The sequence below is a fragment of the Dolichospermum circinale AWQC310F genome (genome assembly GCF_000426925.1).
Classification (GTDB): Bacteria; Cyanobacteriota; Cyanobacteriia; order Cyanobacteriales; family Nostocaceae; genus Dolichospermum; species Dolichospermum circinale.
On record NZ_KE384674.1, the window covers coordinates 98,184 to 119,028 of the forward strand.

General features: G+C 39.3%; 21 protein-coding genes and 1 pseudogene. 9 read left to right on the forward strand and 13 right to left on the reverse strand.

Annotation, left to right across the window (positions count from 1 at the left end; translation table 11 throughout):
• Positions 1 to 164 precede the first annotated feature (164 nt).
• Complete coding sequence (gene xth / locus ACIR310F_RS0107935; RefSeq protein WP_028083369.1) at positions 165 to 947, reverse strand: exodeoxyribonuclease III; 783 nt, start codon at positions 945 to 947, stop codon at positions 165 to 167.
• 508 nt (positions 948 to 1,455) lie between these two features.
• Here xth and ACIR310F_RS0107945 point away from each other — a divergent pair.
• From ACIR310F_RS0107945 to ACIR310F_RS0107965, 5 genes are all read left to right on the forward strand, one after another.
• Positions 1,456 to 1,653 carry a hypothetical protein gene (locus ACIR310F_RS0107945; protein WP_028083370.1) on the forward strand — a complete coding sequence of 66 codons (198 nt, stop codon included), beginning with the start codon at positions 1,456 to 1,458 and terminating at the stop codon, positions 1,651 to 1,653.
• A 58-nt stretch (positions 1,654 to 1,711) separates the two neighbouring features.
• Positions 1,712 to 2,734, forward strand: a complete 1,023-nt coding sequence (locus ACIR310F_RS0107950; protein WP_028083371.1) for a zinc-dependent alcohol dehydrogenase — start codon at positions 1,712 to 1,714, stop codon at positions 2,732 to 2,734.
• 727 nt (positions 2,735 to 3,461) lie between these two features.
• Complete coding sequence (locus ACIR310F_RS0107955) at positions 3,462 to 3,659, forward strand: hypothetical protein (protein WP_028083372.1); 198 nt, start codon at positions 3,462 to 3,464, stop codon at positions 3,657 to 3,659.
• 159 nt (positions 3,660 to 3,818) lie between these two features.
• Complete coding sequence (clpS, locus tag ACIR310F_RS0107960; RefSeq protein ID WP_028083373.1) at positions 3,819 to 4,100, forward strand: ATP-dependent Clp protease adapter ClpS; 282 nt, start codon at positions 3,819 to 3,821, stop codon at positions 4,098 to 4,100.
• A 55-nt stretch (positions 4,101 to 4,155) separates the two neighbouring features.
• On the forward strand, positions 4,156 to 4,980 hold the full coding sequence (locus ACIR310F_RS0107965; RefSeq protein ID WP_028083374.1) for a CPBP family intramembrane glutamic endopeptidase: 825 nt from the start codon (positions 4,156 to 4,158) through the stop codon (positions 4,978 to 4,980).
• Between the two features lie 310 nt (positions 4,981 to 5,290).
• Here the strand turns inward: ACIR310F_RS0107965 and ACIR310F_RS0107970 are convergent, their stop codons facing one another.
• From ACIR310F_RS0107970 to fabD, 6 genes and pseudogenes are all read right to left on the reverse strand, one after another.
• Positions 5,291 to 5,539 (reverse strand): DUF4926 domain-containing protein, encoded by a 249-nt coding sequence (locus ACIR310F_RS0107970; protein WP_028083375.1) that lies wholly within the window; start codon positions 5,537 to 5,539, stop codon positions 5,291 to 5,293.
• Between the two features lie 19 nt (positions 5,540 to 5,558).
• Positions 5,559 to 5,978 (reverse strand): annotated as a pseudogene (locus ACIR310F_RS27465) (DUF6883 domain-containing protein).
• A gap of 25 nt (positions 5,979 to 6,003) precedes the next feature.
• Positions 6,004 to 6,465, reverse strand: coding sequence for a DUF4079 domain-containing protein (locus ACIR310F_RS0107980; RefSeq protein WP_028083376.1), 462 nt, complete (start codon positions 6,463 to 6,465; stop codon positions 6,004 to 6,006).
• 149 nt (positions 6,466 to 6,614) lie between these two features.
• On the reverse strand, positions 6,615 to 7,508 hold the full coding sequence (locus ACIR310F_RS0107985; RefSeq protein ID WP_028083377.1) for a phosphate ABC transporter substrate-binding protein: 894 nt from the start codon (positions 7,506 to 7,508) through the stop codon (positions 6,615 to 6,617).
• Positions 7,509 to 7,528: 20 nt separating this feature from the next.
• Positions 7,529 to 8,242, reverse strand: a complete 714-nt coding sequence (locus ACIR310F_RS0107990) for a PspA/IM30 family protein (protein ID WP_028083378.1) — start codon at positions 8,240 to 8,242, stop codon at positions 7,529 to 7,531.
• A gap of 227 nt (positions 8,243 to 8,469) precedes the next feature.
• A complete protein-coding gene (fabD, locus tag ACIR310F_RS0107995; RefSeq protein ID WP_028083379.1) occupies positions 8,470 to 9,351 on the reverse strand; it encodes an ACP S-malonyltransferase in 882 nt (293 codons plus the stop codon).
• On the opposite strand from fabD, the gene ACIR310F_RS24180 reads away from it, so the two are divergent.
• A complete protein-coding gene (locus ACIR310F_RS24180) occupies positions 9,352 to 9,603 on the forward strand; it encodes a hypothetical protein (protein WP_081677563.1) in 252 nt (83 codons plus the stop codon). It abuts the gene before it with no gap.
• 11 nt (positions 9,604 to 9,614) lie between these two features.
• Here ACIR310F_RS24180 and ACIR310F_RS0108000 read toward each other — a convergent pair whose 3' ends face one another.
• Positions 9,615 to 10,616, reverse strand: coding sequence for a beta-ketoacyl-ACP synthase III (locus ACIR310F_RS0108000; RefSeq protein ID WP_028083380.1), 1,002 nt, complete (start codon positions 10,614 to 10,616; stop codon positions 9,615 to 9,617).
• A gap of 190 nt (positions 10,617 to 10,806) precedes the next feature.
• Positions 10,807 to 11,832 (reverse strand): phosphate acyltransferase PlsX, encoded by a 1,026-nt coding sequence (gene plsX / locus ACIR310F_RS0108005; RefSeq protein ID WP_028083381.1) that lies wholly within the window; start codon positions 11,830 to 11,832, stop codon positions 10,807 to 10,809.
• Positions 11,833 to 12,189: 357 nt separating this feature from the next.
• Between plsX and gntT the strand changes: the two genes are divergently transcribed.
• The gene (gntT, locus tag ACIR310F_RS0108010) at positions 12,190 to 13,545 is read left to right on the forward strand and encodes a guanitoxin biosynthesis MATE family efflux transporter GntT (protein ID WP_028083382.1); all 1,356 of its coding nucleotides are present in this window, start codon (positions 12,190 to 12,192) and stop codon (positions 13,543 to 13,545) included.
• Positions 13,546 to 13,607: 62 nt separating this feature from the next.
• Here the strand turns inward: gntT and ACIR310F_RS0108015 are convergent, their stop codons facing one another.
• Positions 13,608 to 14,462: a DUF4351 domain-containing protein gene (locus ACIR310F_RS0108015; protein ID WP_028083383.1), complete on the reverse strand. Its 855-nt coding sequence runs from the start codon at positions 14,460 to 14,462 to the stop codon at positions 13,608 to 13,610.
• Positions 14,463 to 14,638: 176 nt separating this feature from the next.
• Positions 14,639 to 16,111, reverse strand: a complete 1,473-nt coding sequence (locus ACIR310F_RS0108020) for a leucyl aminopeptidase (RefSeq protein ID WP_028083384.1) — start codon at positions 16,109 to 16,111, stop codon at positions 14,639 to 14,641.
• Positions 16,112 to 16,296: 185 nt separating this feature from the next.
• Between ACIR310F_RS0108020 and ACIR310F_RS0108025 the strand changes: the two genes are divergently transcribed.
• Positions 16,297 to 16,797, forward strand: coding sequence for an acyl-CoA thioesterase (locus ACIR310F_RS0108025; RefSeq protein ID WP_028083385.1), 501 nt, complete (start codon positions 16,297 to 16,299; stop codon positions 16,795 to 16,797).
• Between the two features lie 20 nt (positions 16,798 to 16,817).
• On the opposite strand, the gene ACIR310F_RS0108030 is transcribed toward ACIR310F_RS0108025, so the two are convergent.
• Positions 16,818 to 17,015 carry a hypothetical protein gene (locus ACIR310F_RS0108030; protein WP_028083386.1) on the reverse strand — a complete coding sequence of 66 codons (198 nt, stop codon included), beginning with the start codon at positions 17,013 to 17,015 and terminating at the stop codon, positions 16,818 to 16,820.
• 1,006 nt (positions 17,016 to 18,021) lie between these two features.
• Between ACIR310F_RS0108030 and rne the strand changes: the two genes are divergently transcribed.
• The gene (rne, locus tag ACIR310F_RS0108035; RefSeq protein ID WP_028083387.1) at positions 18,022 to 20,139 is read left to right on the forward strand and encodes a ribonuclease E; all 2,118 of its coding nucleotides are present in this window, start codon (positions 18,022 to 18,024) and stop codon (positions 20,137 to 20,139) included.
• A 102-nt stretch (positions 20,140 to 20,241) separates the two neighbouring features.
• On the opposite strand, the gene ACIR310F_RS0108040 is transcribed toward rne, so the two are convergent.
• Complete coding sequence (locus ACIR310F_RS0108040) at positions 20,242 to 20,832, reverse strand: DUF1997 domain-containing protein (protein ID WP_028083388.1); 591 nt, start codon at positions 20,830 to 20,832, stop codon at positions 20,242 to 20,244.
• Positions 20,833 to 20,845: the final 13 nt, after the last annotated feature.

The window sequence follows — 20,845 nt, forward strand, 5'->3', positions numbered from 1 at the left end:
TAGGTTTTGGCTAATGGTGTCTCAAAATAAGTGCATTTTTCTTTGTTGGATTTGGAAAATTGAGGATATTCAGACAGTTAAAACTATTCCCTGTTAAGAGTTCCCTGTTCCCTATTCCCTCCCCTCACAGACAACTTTTTCAGCAAGCCCTAAATAGGATAAAATCAAAATTCAACAATAACTGGTGTATGGTCACTGGGTTGATTTAACTTTCGTGGTTCAACATCAATAATACAACTTTGAGCGCGTTCATACAAATCCGGTGTCAGGTAATGATGATCTATACGCCAACCCAAGTTTCGTTTAAATGCAGCAGTGCGATAATCCCACCAAGTATAGTTTTCTCCTTGATGATTAAATTTACGAAAAGCATCTGCGAAACCTAAACTAAGAATATCTCGTAAGGCTTGACGCTCTGGTAGAGAAGCCATAATGTGATTATCTATCTTGACTTTATCATTAATATCTATATTTTCCAAAGCAATATTAAAATCACCACAGATAGAAATAGGAGAACTTGTTAATAATAATACCTGTAAATATTCTTTGAGTAATTTTAACCAACCCAACTTATACTCATACTTTTCGCTACCTATAGATGAACCATTAGGAACATAAAGATTAACAATTCTGATTCCTGAAAATACACCCGTAATTAATCTTTTTTGTGTATCCCATTCCGAATCCACATCTGGTAAAATAGCCGTAAAACCCGTACTAACATCTGTTAAAGATTGACGACTAATCAAAGCAACTCCATGATAAGATTTTTGTCCTGATATATATAAATAATAACCTAATTTTTCAAAATCGAGACGGGGAAAATCCTGATCTACAACCTTAGTTTCTTGTAAACATAAAACATCAACCGGATTTTCGCTTAACCAATTGATCACCTGTTCCAACCGTGTTCGTACAGAATTAACATTCCAAGTAGCAATTTTCATGATTTAGTCATCAAAGTAAATGCAAAATAAAAGTCAGGGACAAAGTAATTGTCCCATAAAAATTTAGTTATTGATGATCTTGGCCATAGATGAACCAAGTTTATACAGGGGTTTCCGCTCTTATGAGGTACATCTTAAGCCCCCTCCTCGCACCCCCCCCAATCCCCCCGCTGCGGGGGGAAGAAAAGGATAAACTTTTGATATTGGAGGGGGTTGGGGGTGGGGTTCTTGTACCTCATAACATCGGGAAGTGCTGTATTTGTAATATGATCCCCGCGATAGATGAACCAAGTCTATACTAACTTGTAGGTTAATAATGTTTTCATAAATTTTTCGTTTTGATAAATATCTTTTTGGGAAAAAACCATAAAATACCGTTAATTTAGCATTTGTTGATAGTTTTCATCACTAATTCTTTGAAAATCTTACTGGTTTCTAGGTGAGATAAATAGATATTTCAACCATAATACTACTGACTTGTCGTAATTTTTGCAAAGGAGGATTTAGTATGAGTATTATAGTTAACACCTGTCCCTGTTGTGGTGGTTCAGTTTTGCGTCATGTTCGTTACAATGGAGTTTATTGGTTTTGTCTTTCCTGTAAACAAGAAGTACCAGTCTTGAATATAAATATTGTATCAGATACAATATCACATTTAGAACCCCATAATCAAGAGATTTTACCTCAAAGTGCGTTGAGTTCTTAAATTTTTCTTTTTCTTTTCTCCCAACTTTTCCCAACTTCTATTTTAGAGATTAACCACCTTGTTAGCAGCATTACTCTACGGACAAGAAGATTTACGTCTAGAACAAGTTCCCGAACCCACCCCCGCAGCAGGGGAGGTAGTAATTCAAGTCGAAGCAGCCACCACCTGTGGTACAGATTTGAAAGTATGGCGACGCGGTGGCCATGCTAAAATGTTAACACCCCCGACCTTGTTTGGTCATGAAGGGGCGGGGCGCATTGTAGCTATCGGTGCTGGAGTAACTAATTGGCGGGTGGGAGATCGCGTAGTAGCAAATAATTCAGCCCCCTGCATGAAATGTTTCTTCTGTCAACGTCGAGAGTATTCTTTATGCCCCAATTTAACATGGAATAACGGTACATTTGCGGAGTACATAAAAATACCTGCCGCCATTGTCCAGCATAATCTATTACAAATACCCGACCAAGTCCCTTCCCTATTAGCCGCCATGACTGAACCTCTGGCCTGTGTATTGCATGGTATCAGTCGTTCCCAGGTCAAACCCCATGACCGAGTAGTAGTTTTAGGTGATGGCGCGATTGGGTTAATGTTCGTAGCAGTCCTAGCTGAAAATACTGAAATAATTCTGTGGGGTGGTAATGATAAACGCTTAGAAATAGGTAAAAAGTTAGGTGCAGCCCGGACTTTTAATTATCATCAAGTCACAGATATTCCTAACACAGTCAGGGAATTAACTGATGGCTGGGGCGCAGATGTGGTTATAGAAGCCACTGGTATACCCAGTGTTTGGGAAAAAGCGATCGCCTGCGCCCGTCCTGGTGCAACTGTCAATCTATTTGGCGGCTGTGCAAAGGATACCACAATTACCCTGAATACGGAACAACTCCATTATAGTGAAATTACAATCAAAGGAGTATTTCATAACACTCCAGAGTATGTAAAATCCGCCTTATCACTCATTGCTAGTGGGACAATTTCCTTTGACTTACTAATTAGTGAACAAAGACCTTTACAGGATTTAGAACAGGTATTTATGGATATGAAAGCGCGGAAAGTGATTAAAGTAGCAATGTATAACTAAAATAGGAAAGATCACTCTTGTGTTATCAGTATCCTACCTGGGCGATTATGTCACCTATGCGGCATTTTAGCTCATCTCTAGAGCAAATTTTATGCTCTTTTGTATTCTTCAAGCTTCCTGAATCAGGTATCATATCATGTCCGCCCAATCACTGACGATATAGCTGATTATTGTATTATATTTTTCCAATTACCAATTACCCATTACCAGCCTCAACAGATATGACAAGTGTTCAACCGGACATGATATCAAATAGACCTGTTAGCATAATTACATCTTCATGAACACTGTTGACAATTTGCTCTCTATTTGAAGATAAATTTTTTTTCGGAATTGGCGACAAGTTTGATCTATCTTTGCTAAATCCTCACCATTTTACGACCCTTATTTAAAGATTGCTATAATTTAGTAGTAAAATGTATTTATATATACTTTTTTTTTCTAACAGTTAAAAAACAATCTACATATAGATTCTGAATGCAGATTAATCATCTGTAGGTATAGAAGTTACCAAGGTTGAAGCGATAAATAGACCTAGTTTCAGCCATCTTTCTCCGTAGTTTTCAGTTATTTTTTACCCGTGAGGTTGACAAAAAAACAGAGTTATTGAATAACTAATCTTGTGGATTAAATGGTTATGTAAATCACAGAGACAGTCAAGACAAAAACACATCTTATACCAACCATTATCTTAGATAATGACTAGTAACTACCTGGTTTATTGCTTATGAAAACTCAATACGTCATTCGTCACTTGGTCGAAAAAGCTCTACATATCAGAAAATTAACTCCAGAAATAGAAAATGAGATTAACTCAGAACTAACAAAACTGGGTCATATATCTGATGTTGACTATGAAGCCTTAGAATTACTGATGGCAGAAATGGACGCTGGTAGAGTACAGTTAGTTCCTAGCTGGGGATAGTCCAAGGACTCCATTTGTTAGTAAAAGTATGGGAAAATAAAAGAGAATTCTTTTGACCATAGGCCAAGCTGCTTTGTTTGTGTTATAATGCCAAAGTGTTAAGCTAATGCTCAACAGTAACTATATTATAGTAAATCAACGATCAAAGAGCAAAAAATCGTGTCAGTCGAAACTATTGAGAAGCGTTCTACATCCCGCCGGCTTGCGCCTCGATATCGCGTTTTGCTTCATAATGATGATTACAATTCGATGGAGTATGTAGTTAAAGTGCTAATGACTACCGTTACTAGCATCAGCCAACCCCAGGCTGTTAGTATCATGATGGAAGCTCACCATAACGGGTTAGCTTTGGTGATTAGTTGCGCTCAAGAACACGCGGAATTTTATTGTGAAACACTCACAAACCATGGTTTAATTAGTACAATTGAACCAGATGAATAATCATTGGTCATTGGTCAATAGCCTATAGTTTTGACTAATGATAATTGACTAATGTATGAAAATTAATCTCACTCAGCTTACCCAATACCCGGTTTATGTAAGGCTAGTTTGCTTTATAGTAGCCTTACTATTGTTGTGGCTACCCCTAGCTATACCAATTTATTGGTTAGTTCCGGATTCTAACTTAGAAAGTATCTTGACAATAGTGATATTATATGTTGAGTTTATTTTGTTGCTAAATATCTGGGGGAAAAAAGTCTATCAACAGCCAGGAATATTCCGCCGTTATGGGTTAGAATTTACACGCTTTAATGGTATAGAACTATTCCAAGGGTTGACCATAGGATTAATTAGTGTTTTAGTGTTATTTGGTTTAGAAGCTGTGCTAGGTTGGTTAGTATGGCAACAACCCAAAGCATTTTTAGGGAAAATAATATTAGAAGGTTTAGTAGTTGGTTTTGGTGTAGGTTTTGGAGAAGAATTATTATTTCGGGGTTGGTTACTAGATGAACTACAAAGAGATTATAAATTAAATACTGCCCTTTGGATAGATGCAATTTTATTTGCTGTTACCCATTTCATTAAACCCTTAGAGGCAATTATTCACACTTTACCACAGTTTCCGGCCTTAGTGCTGTTGGGTTTAACCCAGGTGTGGGGAAAACGTTGGAAACGGGGGCGTTTAGGTTTACCTATAGGTTTACATGGTGGACTAGTTTGGGGTTATTATATCATTAATGTTGGACAATTAACCCAATATTCGGGACAAGTTCCTGATTGGGTAACTGGTGTGAATAATAATCCTTTACAGGGAGTTATGGGAATATTATTCATGGCTGGACTAGCTTGGTGGACAGGTGTTCAGCAGTTAAAAAGGTAGTTAACTGTAAATCTCAGCAGATATCCTAAAATCATATTACTACAGAAAGCTACACATCAAAATATAGTTTTCTGGATTTTGAACCAATCAAAAAGCATGAGCAATATTTAGGTAAAAGAGTTAAAAGAGGTTTATTTAAATCCCAGTCTGATAAACATTATTCAGCAGACTTAAACCCACATTCCGCACCCACAACTGTCACATTGATAAATTTTCGTGGGTAGGTTGGAGTAGTAGTAAAATCTTACCAAGTATATTATAAAGAGTTAGAGTTCCCTAAATGAAACCAACCTACCTTTGCTACAGTTAGTTATGCTGTAACCATTTCCGGTACTAAATTAGGGGATGTTGGTTCAAAATGTAAAACCATAATTTGATCTGAATTTAAAGCAACAAATTCGTAAGCTTGTCCGTTACTATCACTAAATTCTACTTCAAATACAGTACCATCTGCTAATAATTCCACTATTGTACCAACCTGACCACGCAGTAAGTTGTATTCAGGTAAGTCAACTGTTAATGCTACTACGTCTAGTAATTTGGGCGTAATTTTAGTCATTTTTGATTACCTCATTATATTACAATTTAATATAGCAACTCGTTAATCTTGGAAAATCAGAACCAGGCTCTATAATCCAACAACTACGAATGTTTGCACTTTTATTTTCTCGTATTAAAGTAAAATCTACATAGTAACGTTGTCCATGTTGATCACTTTTATTTAGGCACGCTTCTTGAATTTTAACTTGTTCCAAAATAATCTGGCGCAATTATTCAGCATTTTCAGCAGTCATACCTAAAATTGATGAAAATAGACGAGCTTTATCCTTTCCTGTAGAATGATTTGGATTAAGAGAGTAGTCACGCAATTTACGAATGTCAACAACTGCATTTTCAGCATTGGGAAGGAGATTTGAGTTTAGTCTGATCATATCTTCCTCTAAACAGTTAAAACTTTTCCCTGTTCCCTGTCCCCGTGGCGTAGCACCTGTCCTCATAGACAACTTATTCAGCAAGCCCTAGTTAAGGTAAATACTTTTGTACCACCGTCCAACCACTCAGAGATACCCAAATAAAGCCGGGTAATAATAACAAATTACAACCAAGATGTAAAGGTCTAGCCCAAGACTTACCCGTACTAATTTGAGTGGCGCTAAAAGCAGATACTAAAACTAGTATAACCACTATTAACCCAGCCCCTAAATGTGGAGAATGTCCTAAAGAACCAAAATGTCCCAAAGTACCCACAATACCAACTGCTAACAGGAGTAAGACTAGACTAACCATAGTCATGCCGATGATATAATGGAGCAATAGCACTTGACCACGATGCCACGGTAATATAATCCCCATGGGGACTTTAAGAGTAGTTTTAACCCGTAACATCCAAATACCAGTGATTGCTAAAAACAAGTATGCCAGTAAGGATAATCCCATTGACCAGGCGGCTATTTTCCATAACCATAGAAAAGAAGGTAGGTGCATAAAAAAACAGTTCAGTTAAGGAAAGTTACTTAGCTTAAAGGCAGTTAGCCCATAATATAATACATATAATACATAATATATATATAGGCTGGTAAGATGACCAGCCCACAAAAGTCAGATATTGAACAGGCTATACACTTCAAATTTATTTAGTTACCTAATGTCAAAACCTGCTGTCCTTGAGGAGAAGTTGCATAACCTAAAAATGCTTTAACTCCCACATTAGCAGGGTCTTTATAGATATAATAGAGCGATCGCTGGTAAGGATAACTACCAGCATTTGGAGCTAACCCATCTATAGATAAGACCCGCGCCGTTTTTTGATTAGCAGCTTGACTCCAGGTAGCGTAACCGATACCATCAATTCCCAAGGCTTGAATTAGGGGAGTTGTGGCATCGCGCGGGAGTGTGGTAATATTAGGTGTAGTTCCAAAATTAGCTCCTTTGAGGACTAATTCCTTAAATATTTGATGTGTGCCACTAATTACCGGGCGATTAATGACACGGATAGTTACAGATGGACCCCCCACAGCCGACCAATTATTAATTTTCCCCTGAAATATATCTGCAACTTGACTACTAGTTAATCCTTGGTTGAAAGGATTTGCTTTACCGACCATCAAGGCAATGGCATCTTGTGTTATGGTAACACTTTTCAATCCCTGACTTTGCTCTGGCGCTGTCAATGGTCTAGAAGCTGCGGCAATATCAACTTTACCAGCTAATATATCCTTAATTCCCTGATCCGTCCCATTCCCATTGGTTTCAACTTTCGTACCGGGAAACTGCTTCTCAAAACCATTTTTGAGATTTTTATTAATTGTCACCATGCTGGTAGAACCGTCTATTTTTACGGTAGTACCGCCGGCTACAGTTGTGGGTGGCGGGAATGGTGTGGTAGTTGTTGTAGTATTATCACCGATACCAGTGGAGACTGGAGTAGGTTTACGCATAAAAAACCACCAGTAACCTGCACCCGAAATCAGTAAAAATAGCAAAATAAAAACAATAGGTGGTGGTCCGCTTTTCCGACTCGTATTCATACTTTTTCCCTCCTTCTTAGTTATTCTGCTAATTGTTTGGGTTGAGAATCTTGTAACCTTTGCAAACGACGAGCAACTTCATCATCCAAGGTCATATTTTCGATTTCTGCTTGCAATCTTTCCGCTGGATTTTCGGATAATTCTGCTAAAGCATCTATCTGCATATTCCGACGTTCAACAGCACCCTTAGCTTTTTCAAAGTCACTTTTAGCCGAACCAATATCAAATTCATTATTGACTTTAGCAATCATAGCCAAAGCTTCATTCACCTCTGACATATCTTTCATATTCTGCATATCAGCCTTGTAGCTTTCTAGCTTCATCCGCTCACGACTAAGTTTATCCTTAGAAGCTTTTACAGCCATTTCAGCCTGTTTAACCATGTCCTCCAGTTTGGGCAAGATTTGCTCGGTTTGAATAGCCTTAGTCATAGCCATTCGCGCTGCGTCTTCATTACCACCTTTTTGAGCAGTCATGGCTTGCTGTTCAAAGGTCTTAAACTCGGTAATTTTTGCCTCATATTTGCGCTTGGCATTTTTATAAGCACCTTCTTGAGCCGCAACTGCTACAGCCAATTTTTGAACGGCTTCTTGCATGGACTCAAGAGATTCTTCAGCAACCGCTACAGCCACTTTACCACCGGACTCTACAGGCATCCCCCATAACCAGTTCCAAGTCCCAACTATGGTTCTTCCTGCTCTTTCACCCATTAACCAATAGAGAGCTTTTTTCATAACCGTAAAGTTATTCCCATCAGGATGGTGATAGTTATATTTTTACTCTAATTTAGGCATACATCGCAATTGTCTGTCAACTTTTTCAAGATTGTCTTGAATATTTTTTAGTCACAGCAGTTAACAAACGTGAACAAATTAGGTTGAAATCAGGTTAAACAATTTACAACACCTGATAAATGATGAACTGATTCCGCTAACTGCTCACGATGTTTAATGAGTTTAACCTAAATAGGCAACTCACCAGCATTACGAATATTTTCCAAAATTAACCCAGAAGTAGTCCGTTTAATCAAACCAGTTAAAACGTTACCAGGACCAATTTCCACAACTTTCTCAACACCATTTTCTGCTAATTGCAAAGAAATTTCTCGCCAACGCACAGGTCCTGTCATTTGTTGAGAAAGACGCTCTTTCAAAGTTTTTGCTTCTGTGGCTGGAATTGGGTCAACATTAGATAAAACTGGGACAGTTGCTGACTGAAAAATCACTGAGTCTAAAACTTCTTGAAATTCCATTGCTGCTGCTTTCATTAAATGGGAATGAAATGCTCCTGAAACCTTTAAGGGAATAGCCTTTCTGGTTTTGACTTGAGACGTGACGGCTCGTACAGCTTCAGGTGTGCCAGAAATTACGACTTGAGTAGGACTGTTATCATTTGCCAAAACTACATTAGGTGTTTCACTAAGAACTTTTTCCAACTCTTCTCTATTAAAGTTTACCAGTGCGGCCATCATCCCGCCAGCAGAACTTTCCATCAGTTCCGCCCGCCGCTTTACTAAGTATAAACCAGCAGACCATTCAAAAACTCCTGCAACATAAAGGGCGATATATTCCCCTAAACTGTGACCTGCAACTAAGTCTGGTTGCTGCCCTTTTTCTCGCAATATATCAGCAATTATACTTTCGATGACATATAAACTCGGCTGGGTATAAAGTGTCCGTGATAAGGTGTCAATGTCGCTTTGACAGATATCTATCACAGACCAGCCCAAAATGGACTCAGCTTGAATAAATTTTTCTTTGGCAGATGGTAGATTTAATAGGTCCACTCCCATGGACAATGCTTGAGAACCTTGTCCGGGAAACACCCATGCAGTTTTAGTCATTTGTTATTAATTAGTGGTCAGTTGTCAGTTGTTAGTTGTCAGTTGTCAGTTGTCAGTTGTCAGTTGTCAGTTGTCAGTTGTCAGTTGTCAGTTGTCAGTGGTCAGTTGTCAGTTGTCAGTTGTCAGTGGTCAGTGGTCAGTTGTCAGTTGTCAGTGGTCAGTTGTCAGTTGTCAGTTGTCAGTTGTCAATTGTCAGTTGTCATTTGTCATTTGTCAATTGTCAGTGGTCATTTGTCAGTTGTCGGTTGTTAATGGTCAATTATTTATCTTCCCCATTGGAAAATGGCCGCACCCCAGGAAAGTCCAGCCCCAAAACCAGAGGTAGCAATGATATCATTAGTTTTGATTTTTCCCTCTCGCACCGCTTCATCTAAAGCTAGGGGAATAGAGGCGGCAGAGGTGTTACCATAGTTAGCAACATTGCTGATAACTTTATGCTCAGGCATATTTAAGCGTTCAGCAACAGAGTTAATAATTCTTTGATTTGCTTGATGTAATATTAGCCAGTCTATATTTTCCACTCTCAGGTTAGCTACAAATAGGGCTTTATCTATCACTTCTGGAACTTTTTGGACAGCAAAGCGGTAAACTTCTTTTCCATTCATGGTCATGGGCTGATATTTGCCCGTAGATACATGAATATCCCCTGTCAGTTCTACACTAGAGCCATGATAGGACAGATTGAGATATTGGTTTTGAGAACCGTCGCTTTTCAGGGAAAATCCTAATAAGCGATCGCTTTTATTCGCTTGTAATACCACTGCTCCAGCCCCATCACCAAACAATACACAACTGCGTCTATCTTGCCAATCTACCCAGCGAGAGAGGATATCAGCCCCAATTAAGAGTACATTCTGATAAACACCTGTTCTGATGTATTGTGCCGCCGTTACCAAACCGAAGACAAAACCGGAACAAGCAGCAGTTAAGTCAAAGGCCACTGCTTTGACAGCACCTAACTCACTTTGAACACGGCAAGCACTGCCAAAGAGATCATCAGGGGTAGATGTGGCCAGCAAAATTAAGTCTATGTCTGCTGCTGTAATTCCTGCCGCTGTAATAGCCTGTTGACCCGCAGCGGTGGCTAATAATGTCAGTGAGTCAGGAGGTAATGCTAACCGTCGCTGGCTGATACCTGTTCTCGAAGTAATCCACTCATCTGATGTTTCCACCAATTGAGTTAATTGTTGGTTATCTAAAACCGTTTCTGGGACCGCTGAACCACTTCCTGTAATTGCTATGCCGCTGGCTAAAAAATTTTGCACTTCTTAATATCCTCAATTGTCAATTGTCAGTTATTAATTGTCAATTGTCTTGTTTGTAAGCATTAATAACGAGTACCAATGACAATTCCAATTTGAGTTATCAAATTAGGGATTTTCATCCCTAATCTAAAATTGGATGACAATTGACAAATAGCTGTTAGCGATAATTTCCATAGTTGAGAAATACCAACTAACTACTTTCATTTTGCAGAATTTGATATTGGGATTGGAGTCTTGTTAACACCTGATTATCTACAGCTTCCTTAGCCATGCGAATGGCGCTAAAAATAGATGGTGCTTGGGAACTACCATGACCAATAAAACAAATACCGCTGACACCTAAAAGCAAAGCCCCTCCATGTTCAGCGTGATCCATGCGCTGTTTAACGCGCTTGAGATTGGGTTTTAAAATCGCTGTCCCGATTTGACCATGTAGCCCTTGGGGTAATTCTTCTCGCAGAATTTGCAGAATTACACCTCCGACTGCTTCGGCAAATTTTAGTAAAATATTACCCACAAAACCGTCACAGACAATCACATCAAATTCACCAGATAATACATCGCGTCCTTCCGCATTACCAGTAAAATTAATTTGAGTATTTTCCCTTAACAATTGGTGGGCGCGAAAAACTACTTCATTACCCTTGGTATCTTCTTCACCAATATTCAATAAACCTATTTTCGGGTTTTCTGTTCCCAAAACATACTGACTGTAAATTGAACCCATCACAGCAAACTGTTCTAAAAATTTGGGTCTACAGTCTACATTAGCACCGACATCCAGTATCATTACTGGTTTACCGGCTTTAATGGTGGGGAATACTGTAGCAATAGCCGGACGGTCAATTCCCGGTAATCTTCCTAACCGCAGCAGAGCCGAGGCCATGGCCGCCCCAGAGTGTCCCGCAGAAAATACCGCATCTGCCCGTTTATTTTTAACTAAATCCATCGCTATATTAATTGAAGATTCTCGCTTACGCCTAACTGCGTTGAGAGGCTCTTCATCCATAGCGATCGCTTCCTTAGCAGGAACAATCTCCAAGTCCGCCATATTAGTTTTTGGCGGTATTACCGCCTCAATTCGTTGGGGATCTCCAACCAATAATATTTTAACACCCAATTCTTCTCGCGCCCGCAGTGCGCCAGCGACGATTTCATCGGGTGCATGATCTCCCCCCATTGCGTCAATTGCGATTCTTACACCAGTCGATCCCATTGCTCAGAGCTTATAGAAACCTTACAAATTTTATCAGATTGCAATACTTAAAAAATCAAAATTCTCAAAAAAGCCATCAGAAATTATCGGGAAGCAGGTTCAGAACCCTAGAATCAAAATCTAGATGGCATCAAAACGAGATTTATCTCCCAGTCCTCCCTGCAGTAAGTACACAACAACAACTACTGGCGCAACCCGCTTAAAGTTGGTCTTGGCCATCTTATCAATAGTTATTAATTAACAATCGTGTTAGCATTGATGACAGAATTAGCCTATGGACAGCCATAAATTTGCATAAATGTTTATTGGCAGGCATTAAATCCACCTATCCTTACACCCGCACTCCAAAGAACAAAGATGATATTTACAGTTCCCAATAAGTACAACTTCTTAGGCAGATTTTACCGATTAACCAGTATCAGCGTTCTTAGTAACATGATGGTTCCTTTAGCTGGTTTGGTAGACATTGCTTTTTTAGGACATTTAACAGATATTCGGTATTTAGCAGGAGTAATTTTAGGAACTATTCTCTTTGATTATCTTTATCGAGTATTAAAATTTCTCCGTTCTAGCACTAATGCCATTACCGCTCAAGCAGTAGGCAAAAATGATGATAAGGAAGTAATTTTAGCTGGTTTACGTAGTGGTTTAATTGCTTTATTCCTGGGTCTAATTATTATTTTATTACAGTATCCTCTACAAAAAATTGGCTTTTTTATTTTAAGTGGTTCTTCAGATATCGAATCTGCTGGAGTTGATTATTTTTATGCGCGAATTTGGGCTGCACCAGCTGTACTACTCAATTTTGTTTTATTCGGTTGGTTTTTAGGCAGAGAAATGAATTTAGTAGTATTATTAATGTCAATTGTGGGTAATGGTTCTAATGTATTGTTAGATTATTTAATGATTTTTCAATGGGGTTGGGCAAGTACAGGAGCAGGTTTAGCAACAGCATTAAGCCAATATTTAGCCTTAATTGTCGGCTTAATCTGGATGGTTTTTACTATTCCTTGGCAAACCGTACCAGCTGCTATTAAAGAATTATTTGATTGGGTAGCTTTGCAAGGAACTGTTGCTTTAAAAGGTAATATTTTAGTCCGTTTCATATTATTGGTTTCTGTCTATTCTATCTTTACTAATTTAAGTGCAACCATGGGAACAACTGTCTTAGCACAAAATGGTTTATTGTTACAAATTGCTCTTTTAAGTCAGTTCACAATTAATGGTGTCGGACTAACAGTGCAAACTATGACAGCTAATTTTAAAAGTAAAGGTAATACCCAAGAAATGATACCTTTATTGATAGTTGCTAGACTGACTAGTTTGGTCATAGCATTAGGTTTTTCTGGTACATCTATTTTATTTCCTGATCAGATATTTGGATTATTAACTAATCATGCAGAAGTTAATCAAGATATTAATCAATATACGATTTGGTTACTTCCTGTTTGCGTAGTTACAGGTATAACTTTTGTTTTAGAAGGTTATTTTATCGGTTTACGAGAAGGTGCAACTTTGCGGAATGTAGTATTATTATCTTTTGTAGTAGGTTTCATGCCACTAGTAATTGCTGCCTGGTATTTTCATAGTAATCATTTATTGTGGTCTACTTTACTCTCTTATATGGCAGGTAATATGCTTTTACTAGCTGTATCTATCCCCCGAACATTGAAAGATGAAAGTTTACAAAATCAGCCATTAATTTCTAGTTGATAGTTTCTCTTTCCCAGTCTGGAGACTGGGAATGAACCAAAATCGAGAATCTGGAAAAAATCCTATAAACTTCTGGGAATATGTGTATCTAACCAATTAACTAAATCAGATATTCCTGAAAAGTCTAAAAACTCTTCTCCCAATATTTCTAATTGTTCAGTAGGTAATAAACGAATCCGTTCCACTATAAATGAATCCATTTCCCCAAACCGCCGATTTAATTGACGATTTAAAAAACGAAAAGCTTCTTTCTGTTCTCCTATTTTTTCTCCTTTCTGTTCACCCTTTTGCAAAATATCCTGGTAAATTACAGATTCTTGCATAATATCCTCGCTCAATAATTGACGAATTAGATTTTTCTCAAACCGTAAACCTGCTAAAATCTCTGTGTACGCAGCAGTATTCTGTCTGGCTGGTACATCTGTAATTTTAGCAATTTCTCTGGCAACCTGGGATAATAACCCCAGTACGGAATTTGTTTTTGTTAATGGCGCTAATGGAAGTAATGCTGGGTTATTGAGAAACAACTCTGAATCTTGTTCCCACATTCGGATAACTCGATAGCGATGATGTGTCATTTCATCAATATAAGCCTCGGTAAAAGCGATTTCATTAGTTGTTTCCTGCAAGAAAATCACCACTTGGGTAACAGGTAAATTATATTGTCTAACTAATCTGACAAAATAATCTAACATTCTTAACGGAATGGGAGTTTCTGATTTGGTTCTAGTTTGAAATTCTAGATGTAGGATTCTGTTTTTTGTTTGCAGCAATATAACGGAATCTGCGCGAATTGGTTCAATGCTGAGTTCAGTTTTTAAGACTTTGATTTTTTCGACTGTTTCCGGTAGCAACCAGTTGGCAAAATCAAGAGGATATTTTTCCGCTAGGATTTTACAGACATTATCAAAACTCACAATTTACACCCTGATTCACAATTTTCTAATTTATGGGACGGGGAAACCCCGCCCTGTTGAGGTGAAATTACAGCAGTTCTCGGTATTATGAAGTACAGATATTAATGATAAAACTCTTGTGGTGCGGGCAAGATGCCCGCATAAGGTGTACCTGACTCAACTGAACTTGCTGTAAACTAACTCAAAATCCAGCTAACCAGTGTTCTCACACCGAAACCAGTCGCCCCTGCACCGTTATAGCCATTTTCCTTATCAGCCCACACAGGACCGGCAATATCTAAATGCGCCCAAGGAGTATCCTTAACAAACTGTTTGAGAAATAAAGCAGCAGTAATAGAACCACCATAACGAGGTCCTGTATTTTTCATATCGGCAATACCAGATTTCAGCCCATCAAAATATTTATCTTCCATTGGTAAACGCCAAATTTTCTCACCGGCTGTTTCTGCGGCTGTTTGAAGTTGGGAAGCCATAGCATCGTCCGGTGTAAATAAACCAGCAATATCCTCACCCAAGGCCACCACACAAGCACCTGTAAGGGTAGCTAAATCAACGATCGCATCTACACCCAATTTATCAGCATATACCAAGGCATCAGCCAAGGTTAAACGCCCTTCAGCATCGGTGTTATTCACTTCGATGGTTTTGCCATTTGAGGCGGTTAAGATGTCTCCAGGGTGCATAGCCTTACCGCTAATCATGTTTTCGGTGACGGCTGATATAAAGTGAACTTCCACATCTGGCTTTAATTGTCCAATGACTTTAGCCGCACCCAGAGTAGCCGCAGCACCACCCATATCAATTTTCATGGTTTCAATACCGCTACCTGCACCCTTAATATTTAAACCACCAGAATCGAAAGTTAAACCCTTACCAATAATAGCCAACTTGCGTCTGGGTGTAGTAGCTGGCTTATAAATTAGGTGAATGAACTTAGGTGGTAATTCGGAAGCCTGGGCTACTCCTAAAAATGCCCCCATACCTAATTTCTGACATTCTGCCTGTTCTAGAACTTCTAATTGTAACCCATATTCGTGAGCGATCGCCCCAGCAGTTTCGGCCATAGTAATCGGTGTCACTGCATTAGCTGGGGCTGCTACTAACTGCCGTGCTAAAATGACTCCAGAAACAATTTGATCAGCGCGGGTAATAGCTGCTTGTTGTTCTGCTAAACCCAGTAAATCAATAGTTTCAATATTGGGGCTTTTATCCTCTGGTTCAGACTTAAAGCGAATATCTTGGTAAAGTGCTAATTCTATGCCTTCAGTAATAGCTTGGGCTGTAGCGGCTGGATCATTGCTCCATAGTGGTAAACTAATTCCCAGGGTTTTAGTTTTCTGCTTTTTAGCGGTGCGTGCAACTGTGGCCGCAACTCGTCGCAGGGTTTCTAATTGTAGTGCCTCTGGTTTTCCTAAGCCAACTAAAATCACCTTTCGCACCAAATTACCTGCGCCTACCCTCGTAAAGATGGTACTATTGACTTTACCAGTAAATTCTTCTTCAGCAATTAGTTCTGTGAAGATTCCAGCCAATTTTTGGTCTAAAGTTGCCAAATCACCCGTTAATTGTACTGCATCTTCAAATAAGCCAATTGCTAAAGTATCGCCCGTCCAGTCCAGTAAAGTCTTATCAGTAGGTTGAATCGTCATTTTTGTAAGTTCTGCTTATCTTCCTTCTTGTACCAGTATTGCTCAAATTTTCTGAATTATGGAGGTTTCATACAACGTTTTTACAATCTCGTAAAATTGGAATACAGTTGAAAACTTCCCAATTTACAAAATTTTATCAATTTTTGGTAGTCTGTTGCTCAAAAAAGGATCAAAAAATTATTAAAATGTCTCAAGAAACGACCCCACCCCAATTACCACCAACAAGTGCTATTGAGAATATTACCAATGTCGCATTTGAAAATTGGTTTGAATATCCCGTCAAGGCCCAACCTCATCACACGGACTATGCTGGTATTGTTTGGCACGGTACTTATTTAACTTGGATGGAAGAAGCGCGGGTAGAATGTTTACGTTCTATCGGCATTGAATTTGCTGATTTAGTGGCTTTAGGTTGTGATTTGCCCGTAGTGGAGTTGTCAATTCGTTATCATCGCTCCGTGCAATTGGGGATGCCAGTCATAGTAAAAACACGCATGAACGAAGTAACGGGAGTGCGTATGAACTGGGATTATACTATTGTTTCTGCCGATAACCAGGATTTATATATTACCGCTCAGGTGACGTTAGTGGCTTTAGATCGGGAAAAGGGTAAAATTATGCGTCAGTTACCACCTACATTTCAAGATGCTTTAGCAAAGATATCAGGCTCTCGGAAAATTGGGTAATTGATTGGTAATTGGTAGTTTTACTTCTTTGCTGGTGTTTGGGAAAAGGTTTGAATAAACTGACTGATTTGATGCCAAATGTCTTGAGGAGTAATATGGAAGCCAAAATATAATAACATGACAATAGCGGCACAGATCAGGGCGGTTTTAATGGTAGTTTTGATTAATTTCCACAAAATAATAAAAACTATCCAAGCTACTATTAATGTAATAATCATAACATTGGTATAGGGAAAGGGAAAAGTTTACCAGTAGAAGTGGGGTAAAGATTGTATATCCGAAAATCACTAGATGGAGAAAGTTTCCACAAAAGTTAATTAACAGTTTAAAATTAAATGGGTTTAATTTTCACCAAATATCTATTTTGGTAATTGATTTTTAGCAAAGTTGCGTTAGAATGGCGATTAAGAGAAATTTTCTGGTGCTGCATTGAGTGACTTGATTGAGTACCTGTGATACTCACGGGCGCGAAAGCAAAGATATAAGAGTGCAACTTCTAAGATTGTGTCCCAGACAAACTCTGCTACTGATTACAAACCACTCTCTCTTTAGCTACCTTGTGAATTGATGACTAATAATAGCCTTTGTTAGCTTCTCGATTCATTGATAGATTCTATCCCTTAAACGAGACTTGCTGTTATTGCAAGCTTTTATGTAATTGCTACAGAGGCAGGAGTGGTTAGTTTTCAAAAAACTACGTAAGCATTGACAGAGATTACAAAGCTGCCAAAATTCAAATTCTTGTCAAGATTACCCATTGGGTTGTCTGCACTTAGCTAGATTTTCTGGTGTCAACACGGATAGCAAATCCATTGCTAAAGACAAGTTTGTCTTCCTCCGCAGACGGTCAAATCAATGTGTAATGCACCGTGTCTAACGGAAGTTTCTAGAAAGTGATCAAGCGCTTGCTATTTAAGTACAGTCAACTTTAGCTGATAAAACGTTAACTTTGGGAGTGATATCTACGGATATCCAAATTTCAGATAGCAGCGTATAGTATGGTAAATCGGCCAAGGAAGGTTGATTAAAGTTCTGAAACTATATGCTGTTGAAGAGTGATATGGTGTGTAAATGCCATCACAGTATGATTGGCTCTCCAAAAGCAGAGCTACAAATTGGAAATTTTTATTACTAGTAGCACCTTGTAGTAGTGACTATAGAAGCGGGATAACAGAGAACTTTCTTGTGATTCCCACCAGCACTACCAGTTTTTGAGGAAATTGAATGCCAAAACAAATTATCATCGCGGAGCAGCATCAAATCGCTGCTGTATTTTCGGAAGATCAAATACAGGAACTCGTTGTAGCTACTGGTCATCACCAAATTGGTGATATATATTTAGGTGTAGTAGAAAACGTATTACCTGGGATAGATGCGGCTTTTGTGAATATCGGCGACCCGGAGCGCAACGGTTTTATTCACGTCACTGATTTAGGTCCGTTGAGGCTGAAACGAAGTGCAGCAGCGATTACAGAACTGTTGACTCCACAGCAAAAAACTTTAGTACAAGTGATGAAAGAGCCAACTGGCTCCAAGGGTCCGAGATTGACGGGAAACATTACTTTACCTGGCCGTTATGTGGTGCTAATGCCCTATGGACGGGGTGTAAATTTATCGAGACGGATTAAGAGTGAAAGTGAGCGTAACCGTCTCAGGGCTTTAGCGATTTTGGTGAAACCAGCGGGGATGGGTTTGCTGGTACGCACGGAAGCGGAAGGGAAGCCAGAAGAGGCAATTATTGAGGATCTAGAGGTGCTGCAAAAGCAGTGGGAAATTGTTCAGCAAGAAGCTGTCACTTCCCGTGCGCCGGCTCTACTGAATCGTGATGATGATTTTATTCAGCGGGTTCTTAGGGATATGTATGGAAGTGATGTGAATCGCATTGTTGTTGATTCCAGCACTGGCTTAAAACGGGTAAAGCAATATTTACAAGTCTGGAGTGGTGGACAAACACCCCAGGGGTTGCTGATTGATCATCACCGCGATCGCTCTCCAATTTTAGAATATTTTCGCATTAATGCTGCTATCCGGGAAGCCCTTAGACCAAGGGTAGATTTGCCATCAGGTGGTTATATTATCATTCAACCTACGGAAGCTTTAACCGTAGTAGATGTTAACTCTGGTTCTTTCACCCGTTCTGCTACAGCTAGGGAAACAGTTTTATGGACAAATTGTGAGGCTGCTGCAGAAATTGCGCGTCAGTTACGTTTGCGGAATATTGCGGGTGTGATTGTGGTTGATTTCATTGATATGGAATCCCGACGAGATCAAATGCAGGTGTTGGAACACTTTAACAAGGCTCTCAAGGCTGATAAAGCCCGTCCCCAAATTGCCCAATTGACTGAACTGGGTTTGGTTGAACTAACCCGCAAGCGTCAAGGACAAAATATTTATGAGTTATTTGGCGAATCTTGTCCGGCGTGCGGGGGTTTAGGGCATACTGTGAGATTACCGGGGGAAATGGAAAACCGTCTTCCTATTCCGGCTGCGGAGATACCCGAACGATTTGGAGGTGTACCACCAAAAGAACCACGTTTAGTTACCCGCATACCTGATATCGGTGGGGTGGTGGCTACTCCACGGGATTCGTATCACGGTTTTGGGGAGAGTTTTGAGGGTGAACCAGATTTTAGTCCGCTGCATCTGATTAATCATCCTAGTTACCAGGAATTAAATGATGGTAAGCGCCGTACCCGTACTCGTCGTCCGAAAACTGGTGACAATCGAGCTAATGGTAAGGATGAACTTGGCTCTGGGTTGAACCCTTTAGGTTTTGTTAATGATTCGGATTTAGATTTGGAGGAGGTTGAACTACCAATACCAGAGGTCTCTCCACCTACTATTAATAAATCAGGTTGGACGGAAAGGCCAGAACGGGTAAAGGTGAAGCTAGAACCGATTAAGGTTGAACCACCAGAGATTATCACTGTGGAAATGTCAGCTAAGGAACAAGATACTTATGCTGAAATGGGAATTTCTCCTTTACTTAAGTTAGATCGTGAGGGGAAAAGTTCTAGATCGGTGATTATTAATGTTGTTGAACCGGGAGATTTACCATCTCAATGTACGGAACTAAATGAACTAAATGAACCATCTCAAGTCTCTGAACCAATTATAGGTGAAGCGGAAATTTCTGATGGCTTAGGGTATTCTGTGATTCCTGCACCTAAGAATGTGACCACTGAACAATCCCTTGAGCCGGAAGTTGAGTCTTCATTAAGAATTGTCCCAGAATTAACGATAGTTCCGGCGGTATCTGATGCTGAAGCTGATGCTTCTGGCTCTTCGAGTTCTGTTCCTAATCGTCGTCGTCGTCGTCGTTCTTCGGCTATAGATACATAAGGTTTTAGCTAGGTCTAAGGTCTTTTCTCTGAAGGGTTTTTAGACGGTGTTCTGCTTTAATTCAATTAATGTTGTCTAGTTGCTTTGATTTGTGAAGGTTGTTTATAAGGTTTGTGCTACGCTACTGCTATCTGTGTTGTGATGTTCTGTTTCTATGTCTTTTGTGGCTTGGTTGCACCAATGGTGATAATCTGTAAGAAGATGATGTAATAATCTTTGTTTGATTGTTAATAATACACTTTTGAGCAATCCATTACCTGTAGCTTCTAATATTGATTTGGGTGTCAGGGAAAATGGCTGGGGTATGTCTACTAAGACTTCTAATTCTGCTTTCCCTTGTAGATATGTACCATTACTGAGTTGAACTGGTGATAAGTAGCCTTTTAAATTCAGGTCAAACCGTTGGTTAATATACTCGAAACCCAGAATTTCACAACGGAGCGATCGCAAATAAATCGTTCCGCTTGTATCCGCCCAAACTCTCATATCTACTGTTGGCTGAATACTCAGTGACATAAAAGACAGAGGACGCATTTTCAGCCGAAACACTTCTTCGGACAACTGCTCAGTTCTGGTATGATCAGCCAGGGTATTCACCAACCGTTGAGGTTGACGGAGATAGTGCTGAATAGGAATAGAATGCTTGGGGACAGAAATTTCCACGGATTCAAATGCAGTAAACTTAGTAACCATAAGTAAATTCAAC